Consider the following 13,894-nt stretch of genomic DNA (forward strand, 5'->3'; position numbering starts at 1 on the left):
AAAAACTTCACTTCTTTACGCAATACCTGGTGACAGTGGAACGTCTGTAGTCACAAAAAAATAACATTTACCCGCGCTTTTATTGACATTACCGGCGTTATGAAAATAAATGTCTATACAACCCATGACAAGTTGAACGCTATGACTGAAGCCACCTCTGAACTCGTTATCTGGCGAAACGCGCGTCTCGCCACCCTGAACCCTGATTATTCCCAACCGTACGGCCTGCTGGAGCGCCATGCGCTGCTGGTGCGTAACGGCCGCATTGAGGCGATCGTCGACGATGCTGATGCCCCGGCGGGGCGTCGTATCGACCTCCAAGGCCGGCTACTGACGCCGGGCCTCATTGACTGCCACACTCACCTGATTTTTGGCGGTAGCCGGGCGCAGGAGTGGGAGCAGCGGCTGAACGGCGTGTCGTATCAAACCATCAGCGCCAACGGCGGCGGCATTAACTCCACCGTGCGCGCCACGCGCGAAAGCAGCGAAGCAGAACTACTGGCGCTGGCGCAGCCGCGTCTTGCTCGCCTGCTGCGTGAAGGGGTGACAACGCTGGAGATTAAATCAGGCTACGGTCTCGATCTGCAAAACGAACGCAAAATGCTGCGGGTCGCCCGACAACTGGCCGACGACAATGGCGTAGAACTGTCGGCGACGCTGCTCTCCGCCCACGCCACGCCGCCGGAATATCATGGCGACGCCGATGGCTATATCTCGCTGGTCTGCGAGACCATACTGCCGACGCTGTGGCAAGAGGGACTGTTTGAAAGCGTTGACGTCTTCTGTGAAAACGTCGGCTTCAGCCCACAGCAAACCGAGCGCGTCTTTCAGGCCGCGCAGGCGCTGGGCATTCCGGTAAAAGGCCACGTTGAGCAGCTCTCGTCGTTGGGCGGCGCTCAGCTGGTGAGCCGCTATCACGGGCTTTCCGCCGACCATATCGAGTATCTGACGGAAGAGGGCGTGGCGGCGATGCGCGAAAGCGGCACCGTGGCAGCGCTGCTCCCCGGCGCGTTTTACTTCCTTAACGAAACCCGCAAACCGCCGGTGGAACTGCTGCGCAAGTACCAGGTGCCGATGGCGGTGGCGACTGATTTCAACCCGGGCACCAGCCCCTTCGCTAGCCTGCATCTGGCGATGAACATGGCCTGCGTCAAGTTTGGTTTAACGCCGGAGGAGACCTGGGCCGGGGTGACTCGCCATGCCGCGCGGGCGCTGGGGCGACAGGAGAGTCATGGTCAGCTGGCGGCGGGCTTTGTCGCAAACTTCGCTATCTGGGATGCCGAGCACCCGGTCGAGATGGTGTATGAGCCGGGGCGCGCGCCGCTCTGGGGGCGCGTGGTACGAGGAGAACTGCAATGATGCTGTGGCAAGCTACGCCCGCCAACCTTTGGCAGGGGCGTGATGATAGCGCGGAAGCGCCCAATGCGCTGCGCCTGTTCCAGACCATCGCCCGCGCGGAACGCTTCGCGCCGCAGGAGATGCCCGGCGATATCGCGCTGCTCGGCTTCGCCTGCGACGAAGGCGTACGGCGTAATAAAGGTCGTACCGGCGCCGGACATGGTCCGGAAACGCTACGCCGGGCGTTGGCCAATATGGCCAGCCATCAGGGCCATGACCGCTGCGTGGATATGGGCACGATTAGCGTCGACGGTGAACAGTTAGAAGCCGCGCATCAGGCGCTGCGGGAGGCGGTGGCCGCCTGTCAACGCGCCGGCAAACGCACGCTGGTGCTGGGCGGCGGCCACGAGACGGCCTTCGGCCACGGCGCTGGGGTACTGGATGCCTTCCCGGGCGAAAACGTGGGCATTATTAATCTCGACGCGCATCTGGATTTACGCTTTGCCGAATGCGCCAGCTCCGGGACGCCGTTCCGCCAGCTGGCGCTGGAGTGTGAGGCGCAGCAGCGAGGTTTTCACTATACCTGCATCGGCGTGAGCCGGGCGGCGAACACCCAGGCGCTGTGGGATGAAGCGGCGCGCCGCCAGGTGGCTATCGTTGAGGATCTGGAGGTGCTGGAGGCCTTCGAAACTCGCGTGTTGCCGGAGCTTGAGCGCAATATCGCGCAATTCGACCGTCTGTATCTGACTATCGATCTCGACGTGCTGCCGGCGCGCGAAATGCCGGCGGTTTCCGCGCCAGCGGCGCTGGGCGTGCCGCTGGCGACCCTGCTGCGGATCGTAGAGCCGTTGTGCCGCAGCGGTAAGCTACAGGCGGTGGATTTGGTCGAGTTTAATCCGCAATTTGACATCGACGGACAGGGCGCCCGCGCGGCGGCCCGTCTGGCATGGCAAATCGCCCATTGGTGGCGCTAGCGATCCGCGCTATTATTTTCGTTTCGCCGCTCCGCTTATTACGCATAAGGAAAGCCAGGCCATGTTTGCACAACAACCTCGTTCCGCGCCCGCGCCTTTCTATGAAAAGGTGAAGCAGGCGATCAGCGAAAAGATCCACCGCGGCGAGTGGCGTCCGCACGACCGAATTCCCTCGGAGGCTGAACTGGTCGCCCAGTTCGGCTTCAGCCGCATGACCATCAACCGCGCGCTGCGCGAACTGACGGATGAAGGCTTGCTGGTGAGGCTACAGGGAGTCGGTACCTTCGTCGCCGAGCCGAAAGGGCAGTCGGCGCTGTTTGAAGTGCGCAGCATAGCCGATGAGATTGCCTCCCGCCGTCACCAGCACCGCTGCGAGGTGCTGCTTTTAGAGGAGACCGAAGCGGACGTTATCCAGGCGGAGGCGCTCAACGTCGCCGAAGGCACGCGTATCTTCCATTCGCTGATGGTGCATTTCGAAAACGAGGTCCCGGTACAAATTGAAGATCGCTGCGTCAATGCCGCGGTGGTGCCGGACTATCTACTACAGGATTACACCGCCACCACGCCGCATGATTATCTGTCGCTCATCGCGCCGTTAACCGAAGGCGAACATATCGTCGAGGCGGTGCAGGCGACGTCAGAAGAGTGCGCGCTGCTGCGCATCATGCCGCACGATCCCTGTCTGCTTATTCGCCGCCGCACCTGGTCGACGACGCATATTGTCTCACACGCTCGCCTGCTGTTCCCCGGCGCGCGCTACCGCCTGCAGGGCCATTTCAGCTCGTAATTTACCCTGGCGTCAGCAAAACGTGATTGCTGACGCAATATAACAAAATTGTATCATTTCTGTTAAATCCTGGCTTGCGTAGAGTTGTATAGACAAGTATATGTATCTACGTACACAACGTTAATTGTCAGGAGAAACCCCGATGTCGCAAAGCAAATATCGCCAGCTGGACGTACGTGCCCCGAGAGGCACGACGCTGACCGCCAAGAGCTGGTTGACCGAAGCGCCGCTGCGTATGTTAATGAACAACCTCGATCCCGATGTCGCCGAAAACCCGCATGAGCTGGTGGTCTATGGCGGTATTGGTCGCGCTGCGCGCAACTGGGAATGCTATGACGCTATCGTGAAGGCGCTGAAAAACCTGGAAAGCGATGAGACCCTGCTGGTGCAGTCCGGTAAACCGGTCGGCGTATTTAAAACGCATGAAAACTCGCCGCGCGTGCTGATCGCTAACTCCAACCTGGTTCCGCACTGGGCCACCTGGGAACACTTCAACGAACTGGATGCCAAAGGGCTGGCGATGTACGGCCAGATGACCGCCGGCAGCTGGATCTACATCGGTAGCCAGGGCATCGTACAGGGCACCTACGAAACCTTCGTCGAAGCCGGTCGCCAGCACTATCAGGGCAGCCTGAAAGGCCGCTGGGTGTTAACCGCCGGTCTGGGCGGTATGGGCGGCGCGCAGCCGCTGGCCGCGACGCTGGCAGGCGCCTGCTCGCTGAACATTGAATGTCAGCAGAGCCGCATCGATTTCCGTCTGCGTACCCGCTACGTGGATGAACAGGCCACTTCTCTGGATGACGCCCTGGCGCGCATCAAAAAATATACCGCCGAAGGCCGCGCTATCTCCATCGCGCTGTGCGGCAACGCCGCGGATATCGTTCCGGAACTGGTGAAACGCGGCGTGCGCCCGGATATGGTCACCGACCAGACCAGCGCCCACGACCCGCTGCACGGCTATCTGCCGAAAGGCTGGAGCTGGGAAGAGTATCAGCAGAAAGCCGAATCCGATCCGCAGGGCACTATTCTGGCGGCCAAACGCTCGATGGCCGACCACGTTCAGGCGATGCTGGCCTTTAATGAAATGGGCGTACCGACCTTCGACTACGGCAACAACATCCGCCAGATGGCGCAGGAAATGGGCGTCAGCAACGCCTTCGATTTCCCGGGCTTCGTGCCGGCGTATATCCGCCCGCTGTTCTGCCGTGGTATCGGCCCGTTCCGTTGGGTGGCGCTGTCCGGCGATCCGCAGGATATCTACAAAACCGACGCGAAAGTGAAAGAGATCATTAAAGATGATAAGCATCTGCACCACTGGCTGGATATGGCGCGCGAGCGCATCAGCTTCCAGGGACTGCCTGCGCGTATCTGCTGGGTAGGTCTGGAGTGGCGGCAGAAGCTGGGGCTGGCCTTTAACGAAATGGTGCGTAGCGGCGAAGTCTCCGCGCCGATCGTGATTGGCCGCGATCACCTTGATTCCGGCTCCGTCGCCAGCCCGAACCGCGAAACCGAAGCCATGCGAGACGGCTCGGATGCGGTATCCGACTGGCCGCTGCTCAACGCACTGCTTAACACCGCCAGCGGCGCGACCTGGGTGTCGTTGCACCACGGCGGCGGCGTAGGCATGGGCTTCTCGCAGCACTCCGGGATGGTTATCGTCTGTGATGGTACCGATGAAGCGGCGGCGCGTATCGCTCGCGTCCTGCATAACGACCCGGCGACCGGTGTGATGCGTCATGCCGATGCGGGTTACGATATCGCCATTGAATGTGCGGCGGAACAGGGTCTGAATCTTCCGATGGTTGCGGCAACGCAGGGGAACGCTAAATGAAATCTTTAACGCTAATTCCGGGGCAACTGAGCCTGTCGCAGCTCCGCGACGTTTACAGCCACCCGCTGAACATCACCCTCGATAGCAGCGCGTTTGCGGCAATCGATGAGAGCGTGGCCTGCGTTAACGCCATCCTTGCCGAAGGGCGGACCGCCTACGGTATTAACACCGGTTTTGGCCTGCTGGCGCAGACCCGTATCTCGACGGAAGATCTGGAGAATCTGCAGCGTTCGCTGGTGTTATCCCATGCGGCGGGCGTTGGCGAGCCGCTGGACGATGACCTGGCGCGCCTGATTATGGTGCTGAAGATTAACAGCCTGTCCCGCGGCTTCTCCGGGATCCGCCTGAGCGTGATCCAGGCGCTGATTGGCCTGGTCAATGCCGGCGTGACACCGTGGATCCCGGCGAAAGGTTCCGTCGGCGCCTCCGGCGACCTCGCGCCGCTGGCGCATATGTCGCTGACGCTGCTTGGCGAAGGCAAAGCGCGGGTACGCGGCGGCGAATGGCTGCCGGCGACGGAAGCGTTACGTCAGGCGGGGCTGGAGCCGATTACCCTGGCGGCGAAAGAAGGTCTGGCGCTGCTGAACGGCACCCAGGCGTCGACGGCTTTTGCGCTGCGCGGCCTGTTCGAAGCCGAAGATCTGTTCGCCTCCGCGGTCGTTTGCGGAGCGTTAACCACCGAAGCGGCGCTGGGTTCGCGTCGTCCGTTCGACGCACGTATTCACGAGGTGCGCGGCCAGCGTGGCCAGATTGATGCGGCGGCGCTGTATCGCCATCTGTTGACCGATGACAGCGCGATTTCGCAGTCGCACCATAACTGCGCCAAGGTGCAGGATCCGTACTCTCTGCGCTGTCAGCCGCAGGTGATGGGCGCCTGCCTGACGCAGATTCGTCAGGCGGCGGAAGTATTGTTAGCCGAAGCGAACGCGGTCTCCGATAACCCGCTGGTCTTTGCCGCCGAAAATGACGTCATCTCCGGCGGTAACTTCCATGCCGAACCGGTAGCGATGGCGGCGGATAATATCGCGCTGGCGATCGCGGAAATCGGCTCGCTCTCCGAGCGCCGTATCGCGCTGATGATGGACAGCCATATGTCGCAGCTGCCGCCGTTCCTCGTCAAAAATGGCGGCGTCAACTCCGGCTTTATGATTGCTCAGGTCACGGCGGCGGCTTTAGCCAGTGAAAACAAAGCGCTGTCGCACCCGCATAGCGTTGACAGCCTGCCAACTTCCGCGAACCAGGAAGATCATGTTTCCATGGCGCCGGCTGCCGGTCGTCGCCTGTGGGCGATGGCGGAAAACACCCGTGGGGTGCTGGCCGTCGAGTGGCTGGCGGCGGCGCAGGGGCTGGATATGCGCGAAGGGCTGACCACCAGTCCGCTGCTGGAAGAGGCGCGTCATCTGCTGCGCGAACGCGTGCCGCACTATACGCAAGACCGTTTCTTCGCTCCTGATATTGAAAATGCCACCGAGCTTTTGGCCGCACGTCACCTGACGCGTCTGCTGCCTGCCGTATTGCCTGGCCTGAATTAATCACCGTTGTTCTCTGTACCCGCGTCGGGGGGATGTCATCCCCCCGGCCGTCCTACATCGCATATTTGTCGTCATATAAAAAAACCAGGACACCTGTATATGCAACAACAACACAAACCGCATCTGCTGCGCGGGCTGAATGCCCGACACATTCGTTTTATTGCGCTCGGTTCCGCTATCGGCACCGGGCTGTTCTACGGTTCGGCCTCCGCCATTAAGGCGGCGGGGCCGGCGGTACTGCTGGCCTATCTGATAGGCGGCGCGGCGGTCTTTATGGTGATGCGCGCGCTGGGTGAAATGGCGGTGCGCAATCCGGTTTCCGGCTCTTTCGGCAGCTACGCCCGCCAGTATCTTGGGCCGCTGGCCGGATTTATTACCGGCTGGACCTATACCTTTGAAATGGTGATCGTGGCGCTGGCCGACGTCACCGCATTCGGTATCTATATGGGGTTGTGGTATCCCGATGTGCCGCGCTGGATCTGGATCCTCAGCATCATCTTCTTTATCGGCGCGATGAACCTGTGCAACGTGCGGGTGTTCGGCGAGATGGAGTTCTGGCTGTCGCTGATTAAAGTGGTAGCGATTATCGCCATGATGGCGGCGGGCGCGGGGATCATCTTCTTTGGCTTTGGCCATAGTTTCCCGGCCACCGGGCTGGAAAATCTGTGGAGCCACGGCGGCTTTGCGCCAAATGGCTGGCAGGGGATCATCGCTTCCCTTGGCATCGTGATGTTCGCTTTCGGCGGCGTGGAAATTATCGGCGTCACCGCGGCGGAAGCGCAGAACCCGAAGAAGGTCATCCCGCAGGCCATCAACACCATTCCGCTGCGTATTATTCTGTTTTACGTCTGCACCCTGGCGGTGCTGATGGCGATCTTCCCGTGGAATAGTTTTGGCGAGCAGGGCAGTCCGTTTGTGCTTATCTTCGATGGTCTCGGGATCCCGGCGGCGGCGACCGTGCTGAATATCATCGTGATTAGCGCCAGTATCTCGGCGATTAACAGCGATATTTTTGGCGCCGGACGCATGATGTACGGTATGTCGAAAGAGGGGCTGGCGCCGAAGTGCTTCCAGCGGATCGCCAGCAACGGCGTACCCTGGATGACGGTCGTGGTGATGGGCGTGGCGCTGCTGGTGGCGGTGGTGCTTAACTATCTGATGCCGGAACAGGTATTTGTCCTGATTGCCTCGCTGGCGGCGTTCGCCACCGTCTGGGTGTGGCTGATGATCCTGCTCTCTCATTTCTCGATGCGCCGCGGTTTGTCGGCTGAAGAGCGCAGTAAGATCGAATTCCCGATCCCCTTCTGGCCGGTTGGCCCGCTGTTGACGCTACTGTTTATGGGGCTGGTAATCGCCGTGTTGGGAATGGTGGAAGAGACGCGCGTGGCGCTGTTAGCCGGGCTGGTGTGGCTGGGGCTGCTGACGGTGGTGTGGTACGCGCGCGTGCGTAAAACCGCGTTGCAGGTGGCCACTGAACAGTAAGGTCAATTTCCCCGGAGGCGCTGCGCTTACCGGGGCTACAAATGGCACTGACCATAGCGAGTAGCCCGGATAAGGCGCAAGCCGCTATCCGGGGGGATAATTAACTGAACAGGGCGGTGATGGAAGCGCTGGCGAGCGAATGGAAATGGACATTAAAGCCGACCATCGCGCCGCTCGCCTCGGCGTCGACATCAATCTTATCGATATCCAGCGCGTGTACGGTAAATATGTAGCGGTGGGTTTCCCCCTTCGGCGGCGCGGCGCCGCCGTAGCCGGCCTTACCAAAATCGGTGCGGGTCTGAATGGCCTCTTCCGGTAGCTCCGCCTGACCGGAACCGGCCCCCTGCGGTAAAACCCGGGTATCGGCAGGCAGGTTGGCTACCACCCAGTGCCACCAGCCGGAACCGGTCGGCGCATCCGGGTCGTAGCAGGTGACGACAAAACTTTTGGTTCCTGCGGGAACGTCGTCCCACATCAGATGCGGCGAAAGATTATCGCCATCGTACCCCATACCGTTGAATACGTGACGATTAGGCAGCTTGCCGCCGTCTTGCAGATCGTGACTGGTCAGTTTCATGCTTCATCCTCATTGATAATGCGCTGATTAACAAAGAAGTGTAGCCTTCCCGACGGCGCAATTCCGCTGTTTATTCGCTAAAAAATGTTTCTTCTTGTACCGCCATATTGACTGCTCGCGTCAGGCGAGTCAGCTGTTGCGGGCTGATGATATACGGCGGCATCAGGTAAATCAGGCGGCCAAACGGGCGGATCCATACCCCTTGCTCAACGAAAAAGCGCTGCAGAGCGGCCATGTTGACCGGATGACGGGTTTCAACCACGCCAATCGCGCCCAGTACGCGCACGTCGGCGACCCATTCTGACTCACGCGCCGGAGCCAGCTCGGCCTTCAGCTGGGCTTCAATCGCCGCCACCTGCTGTTGCCATTCGCCGCTCTCCAGCAGGCGCAGGCTTTCGCTCGCCACCGCGCAGGCCAGCGGATTGCCCATAAAGGTGGGGCCGTGCATAAAGCAGCCGGCTTCGCCATTGCTGATGGTTTCAGCTACCGTTCGGGTGGTGATGGCGGCGGAAAGGGTCATGGTACCGCCGGTCAGCGCTTTACCCAGACACAGAATATCGGCGGAGATACCGGCATGCTCGCAGGCGAACAGTTTGCCGGTACGGCCAAAGCCGGTGGCAATCTCATCGGCGATCAGCAAAATCCCTTCCCGGTCGCACATTTTACGCACTCGCTTTAGCCACTCCGGATGGTACATGCGCATCCCGCCGGCGCCCTGGACTACCGGTTCGAGGATCACCGCGGCGATTTCGTGGCGATGCGCGGCCATCAGGCGGGCAAACGGCACCATATCCATCTCATCCCACTCGCCGTCGAAGCGGCTTTGCGGCGCGGGGGCAAACAGGTTATCCGGCAGGTAGCCCTGCCACAGGCTGTGCATCGAGTTCTGCGGATCGCAGACCGACATCGCGCCGAAGGTGTCACCGTGATAGCCGTTGCGGAAGGTCAGGAAACGACGGCGCGGTTGGCCTTTAGCCTGCCAGTACTGCAGCGCCATTTTCATCGCCACTTCTACCGCCACCGAACCGGAATCGGCGAGGAAAACGCACTCCAGCGATTCCGGCGTCATCGCCACCAGCTGGCGACAGAGCGCCACCGCCGACGGATGGGTGATCCCGCCGAACATCACGTGCGACATCTGGTCGATCTGCGCTTTCATCGCCGCATTCAGGCGCGGGTGATTGTAGCCGTGGATCGCCGCCCACCAGGAGGACATGCCGTCAATCAGCTGTTCGCCGCCGGCGAGGGACAGCTCGCAACCGTGGGCGGAAACCACCGGGTAGACCGGCAGGGGGGAAGTCATAGAGGTGTAGGGGTGCCAGATGTGGCGCCGATCGAAAGCGAGATCGTCCAGTGTCATAAGCGACTTGTAAACCATTTTGAAAACATTTAGGTTTACGAGTATAAACCGAACCGTAAATTAACAAAACCCTTTGGAGAGGCTAATGGCTCACCACGCACGCTGGACAATGTCGCAAGTTACTGAGTTATTTAATAAACCGCTCATCGATCTGCTATTTGAAGCGCAGCAAATCCACCGTCAGCATTTTGACCCGCGTCAGGTGCAGGTCAGTACGTTGCTATCGATTAAAACCGGCGCTTGTCCGGAAGACTGTAAATATTGCCCGCAAAGCGCACGCTACAAAACCGGCCTTGAATCCGAGCGCCTGATGGAAGTCGAGCAGGTGCTGGAATCGGCGCGTCAGGCGAAAAACGCCGGCTCGACCCGTTTCTGCATGGGCGCGGCGTGGAAGAACCCCAACGACCGCGATATGCCGTACCTGGAACAGATGGTGAAAGGCGTCAAGGCGCTGGGGCTGGAGTCCTGTATGACGCTCGGTACCCTTACCGATAGTCAGGCGCAGCGTCTGGCCGGCGCGGGGCTGGATTACTACAACCATAACCTCGACACCTCGCCGGAATTTTACGGCAACATCATCACCACCCGTACCTATCAGGAACGTCTGGATACGCTGGATAAGGTACGCGATGCCGGGATTAAAGTGTGCTCCGGCGGCATTGTCGGGTTGGGGGAAACCGTGAACGATCGCGCCGGGCTGCTGCTGCAGCTGGCCAATTTGCCAACGCCGCCGGAAAGCGTGCCCATCAATATGCTGGTGAAGGTCAAAGGTACGCCGCTGGCGGATAACGACGATGTCGACGCCTTCGATTTCATCCGCACGATCGCTATTGCGCGCATCATGATGCCTACCTCCTACGTGCGTCTCTCCGCCGGGCGCGAGCAGATGAACGAGCAGACTCAGGCGATGTGCTTTATGGCCGGGGCGAACTCGATTTTCTATGGCTGCAAGCTACTGACGACGCCTAACCCGGAAGAAGATAAAGACCTGCAGCTGTTCCGCAAGCTGGGGATCAATCCGCAGCAGACGGCGGTGCTGGAAGGCGATAATGAGCAGCAGCAGCGCCTGGAGCAGGCCTTACTCACCCCGGACACAGAGGAATACTACAACGCGGCGGCGCTATGAGTTGGCAGCAACGAATCGATCGAGCGCTGGATGAACGGCGGGCGGCGGAGGCTTTACGTCGCCGCCTACCGGTAAGCCACGGCGCCGGACGCTGGCTGGAGCGTGAAGGGGAGCGCTGGCTCAACTTCTCCAGTAATGACTACCTCGGCCTGAGCCAGCATGGCGAGATTATCGCCGCCTGGCAGCAGGGAGCGGAACGTTATGGCGTCGGTTCCGGCGGGTCGGGCCACGTTAGCGGCTATAGCGAGGCGCATCGCGTGCTGGAAGAGGAACTTGCCGACTGGCTGGGCTATCCGCGCGCGTTGCTGTTTATCTCCGGCTTTGCCGCGAATCAGGCGTTGATTGCCGCGCTGGCGGAAAAAGACGATCGGATTGTGGCCGATCGCCTGAGCCATGCCTCCCTGCTGGAGGCGGCAAGCCTCAGCCCGGCGCAGCTGCGCCGCTTTACCCACAATGACCCGCAACAGCTCGCTCAACTGCTGGCGAAACCGCTGGACGGCCAGCAGTTAGTCGTTACCGAAGGGATTTTCAGCATGGACGGCGACAGCGCGCCGCTGGCTGACATTCAGGCGGCAGCCCGCAGCGCCGGAGCATTATTACTGGTTGATGATGCTCACGGAATCGGGGCGATTGGCGATGAAGGGCGCGGAAGCTGTCATACGCAGGCGGTTCGTCCGGAGCTGCTGGTAGTCACCTTCGGCAAGGCGTTTGGGGTAAGCGGCGCGGCGGTACTGTGCAATGAATCGATGGCCGACTATCTGCTGCAGTTTGCCCGTCATCTTATCTACAGCACCGCGATGCCGCCGGCGCAGGCGGTGGCGCTGAGCGCGGCCCTGCGGGTCATTCGCAGCGATGAGGGCCAGCAGCGGCGGGAAATCTTGAGCGCCCGCATCCGTCAGTTTCGCGCAGGAATGGGCGATGTTGCGCTGGGGCTGACCGATTCCCGGAGCGCGATTCAGCCGCTGATTGTCGGCGACAACGCGCGAGCGCTGGCCCTGGCCTCCAGCCTACGCGGGGCCGGCTGTTGGGCTACCGCTATTCGCCCGCCGACGGTTCCCGTCGGCGGCGCTCGCCTGCGCCTGACTCTGACTGCCGCTCATCAGGCTGAGGACATTGCTCGTTTACTGGAGGTGCTGCATGACCACGGTGAATAAGCTGGCGGTCGCCGCGGCGTTTGGTCGGGCGGCCAGCGGCTATACGCAACATGATGAGCTGCAGCGCCGCAGTGCTGAACTGCTGCTGCGCCAGTTGGCGAGGAGCGATTTTTCCCGGGTGCTCGATGCCGGCTGCGGCCCCGGCAGCATGAGCCGTTACTGGCGCGAAGCGGGAAGCGAAGTTACCGCGCTGGATCTCTCCGCCGGGATGCTGGCGCAGGCGCAACGCAACGGCGCCGCGCAGCATTATCTGCAGGGGGATATCGAAGCGCTGCCGCTGCCGGATGCCTGCTTCGATCTGGCATGGAGTAACCTGGCGGTGCAGTGGTGTGACGAGCTAGGCGCGGCAATCGGCGAGCTGTACCGGGTGGTGCGGCCCGGCGGGCGAGTAGCGTTCACCACGTTGCTCGCCGGATCGCTACCGGAACTCAATCAAGCGTGGCGGGCGGTCGACGACCATCCCCATGCTAACCGTTTTCTCAGCGAACAGGCGGTAAGGGCGGCGCTGAGCGGCCTGCGCGCCGAAGGCGTCGTGCATCAGATTAGCTTACCGTTCGCCGACGCGTTAAGCGCCATGCGCTCGCTAAAGGGCATTGGCGCCACCCATTTACACCAGGGGCGGTCGTCTGCGCCGCTTAGCCGCGGCAAGCTGCGCGAACTGCAGCTGGCCTGGCCGCAACAGCAGGGCCAGTGCCCGCTGACGTATCATCTTTTTACAGGAGTCATTGAACGTGACTAAACGTTTCTTCGTTACCGGAACCGATACAGAAGTCGGTAAAACGGTCGCCAGCAGCGCGCTGCTGCAGGCGGCGAATCAGCTGGGATTTAACACCGCGGGCTATAAGCCGGTGGCTTCCGGTAGCGACCTGACCGCACACGGGTTACGCAATGAAGATGCGCTGGCACTCCAGCGCAATAGCCGGGTAGCGCTGCGCTATGAACAGGTTAACCCTTATACCTTTGCCGAGCCGACCTCGCCGCATATTATTAGCGCCGATGAAGGACGACCAATCGCCGCGACCACGCTTTCCTGCGGCTTACGCGAGCTGGAACGCCTGGCCGATTGGGTGCTGGTGGAAGGGGCGGGCGGCTGGTTTACGCCACTCTCGGAAACCCTGACCTTCGCCGACTGGGCGCAGCAGGAACAACTGCCGGTGATTTTAGTGGTCGGCGTTAAGCTTGGCTGTATCAATCACGCGATGCTCACCGCCCAGGCGGTACGCAAGGCAGGGCTGCCGCTCGTGGGCTGGATCGCCAACGATATCCAGCCGCCGGGTAAACGCCATCGCGAATATCTGCAAACCTTAACGCGGGTATTGCCAGCGCCGCTGCTGGGGGAAATTCCCTGGCTTGCCGACGCATCGCAGCGTAAGGATCTCGCGCAGTACCTGGATCTGAGCCCACTGCAATAATCCCGCATAAGCCTGCGAGACGGCTCTATTTTTTGTTGACAGGACGATGAAATGTGGTCCAGAAAACGCAAAAAATCCAGCCGTCTTTAGCTGATAAATATCAAAAAAAATTCGATAATTTTTTTTAGCCGCGGGCTTTGGTCCGATGAGACTTTTCTGCCGGGTGGCAGACCTCGCGGCCTGCAGACAGTTATCCACTATTCCTGTGGATAACCTTGTGTATTAGAGTTAGAAAACTTGCGGTAAGCTAGAGAGTACGCGGCCTGCGAGCAAATTGGCGCGAAACCCGTCTTTTGGTAAATTATGTTTTATTTCAGCAAG

At 60.6% G+C, this 13,894-nt stretch carries 12 protein-coding genes; 10 read left to right on the plus strand and 2 right to left on the minus strand.

The features are described 5' to 3' along the window. Nucleotides 1–99 precede the first annotated feature (99 nt). From hutI to PGS10_RS04015, 6 genes are all read left to right on the plus strand, one after another. Nucleotides 100–1,359: an imidazolonepropionase gene (gene hutI / locus PGS10_RS03990; RefSeq protein WP_316422467.1), complete on the plus strand. Its 1,260-nt coding sequence runs from the start codon at nucleotides 100–102 to the stop codon at nucleotides 1,357–1,359. Continuing rightward, a complete protein-coding gene (gene hutG, locus PGS10_RS03995; protein ID WP_047049171.1) occupies nucleotides 1,356–2,312 on the plus strand; it encodes a formimidoylglutamase in 957 nt (318 codons plus the stop codon). Before hutI ends, hutG begins: the two co-directional genes overlap by 4 nt. A gap of 61 nt (nucleotides 2,313–2,373) precedes the next feature. Beyond that, on the plus strand, nucleotides 2,374–3,099 hold the full coding sequence (locus tag PGS10_RS04000; RefSeq protein WP_045395067.1) for a histidine utilization repressor: 726 nt from the start codon (nucleotides 2,374–2,376) through the stop codon (nucleotides 3,097–3,099). Nucleotides 3,100–3,241: 142 nt separating this feature from the next. Further along, nucleotides 3,242–4,930, plus strand: a complete 1,689-nt coding sequence (gene hutU, locus PGS10_RS04005; protein ID WP_015367623.1) for a urocanate hydratase — start codon at nucleotides 3,242–3,244, stop codon at nucleotides 4,928–4,930. Then, a complete protein-coding gene (hutH, locus tag PGS10_RS04010) occupies nucleotides 4,927–6,462 on the plus strand; it encodes a histidine ammonia-lyase (protein WP_015367622.1) in 1,536 nt (511 codons plus the stop codon). Before hutU ends, hutH begins: the two co-directional genes overlap by 4 nt. A gap of 99 nt (nucleotides 6,463–6,561) precedes the next feature. Continuing rightward, a complete protein-coding gene (locus PGS10_RS04015; RefSeq protein ID WP_015367620.1) occupies nucleotides 6,562–7,944 on the plus strand; it encodes an amino acid permease in 1,383 nt (460 codons plus the stop codon). A gap of 100 nt (nucleotides 7,945–8,044) precedes the next feature. On the opposite strand, the gene PGS10_RS04020 is transcribed toward PGS10_RS04015, so the two are convergent. Both PGS10_RS04020 and bioA read right to left on the minus strand, forming a co-directional pair. Continuing rightward, nucleotides 8,045–8,521: a kinase inhibitor gene (locus tag PGS10_RS04020; RefSeq protein WP_015704792.1), complete on the minus strand. Its 477-nt coding sequence runs from the start codon at nucleotides 8,519–8,521 to the stop codon at nucleotides 8,045–8,047. A 70-nt stretch (nucleotides 8,522–8,591) separates the two neighbouring features. Further along, on the minus strand, nucleotides 8,592–9,881 hold the full coding sequence (gene bioA / locus PGS10_RS04025; RefSeq protein WP_026612368.1) for an adenosylmethionine--8-amino-7-oxononanoate transaminase: 1,290 nt from the start codon (nucleotides 9,879–9,881) through the stop codon (nucleotides 8,592–8,594). A gap of 85 nt (nucleotides 9,882–9,966) precedes the next feature. Here bioA and bioB point away from each other — a divergent pair, with 85 nt between their 5' ends. The 4 genes from bioB to bioD are packed head-to-tail and all read left to right on the plus strand — an operon-like array spanning nucleotide 9,967 to nucleotide 13,573. Next, entirely contained in the window at nucleotides 9,967–11,007 is a 1,041-nt protein-coding gene (bioB, locus tag PGS10_RS04030) for a biotin synthase BioB (RefSeq protein ID WP_032714117.1), read from the plus strand. Beyond that, a complete protein-coding gene (gene bioF, locus PGS10_RS04035; RefSeq protein ID WP_316422468.1) occupies nucleotides 11,004–12,161 on the plus strand; it encodes an 8-amino-7-oxononanoate synthase in 1,158 nt (385 codons plus the stop codon). The genes bioB and bioF overlap by 4 nt, the downstream gene beginning before the upstream one ends. After that, nucleotides 12,145–12,900, plus strand: coding sequence for a malonyl-ACP O-methyltransferase BioC (gene bioC, locus PGS10_RS04040; RefSeq protein WP_316422469.1), 756 nt, complete (start codon nucleotides 12,145–12,147; stop codon nucleotides 12,898–12,900). Before bioF ends, bioC begins: the two co-directional genes overlap by 17 nt. After that, nucleotides 12,893–13,573 (plus strand): dethiobiotin synthase, encoded by a 681-nt coding sequence (gene bioD, locus PGS10_RS04045; protein ID WP_045395061.1) that lies wholly within the window; start codon nucleotides 12,893–12,895, stop codon nucleotides 13,571–13,573. Before bioC ends, bioD begins: the two co-directional genes overlap by 8 nt. Nucleotides 13,574–13,894: the final 321 nt, after the last annotated feature.

It is taken from the genome of Klebsiella sp. 141153 (genome assembly GCF_032601995.1).
Classification (GTDB): Bacteria; Pseudomonadota; Gammaproteobacteria; order Enterobacterales; family Enterobacteriaceae; genus Klebsiella; species Klebsiella aerogenes.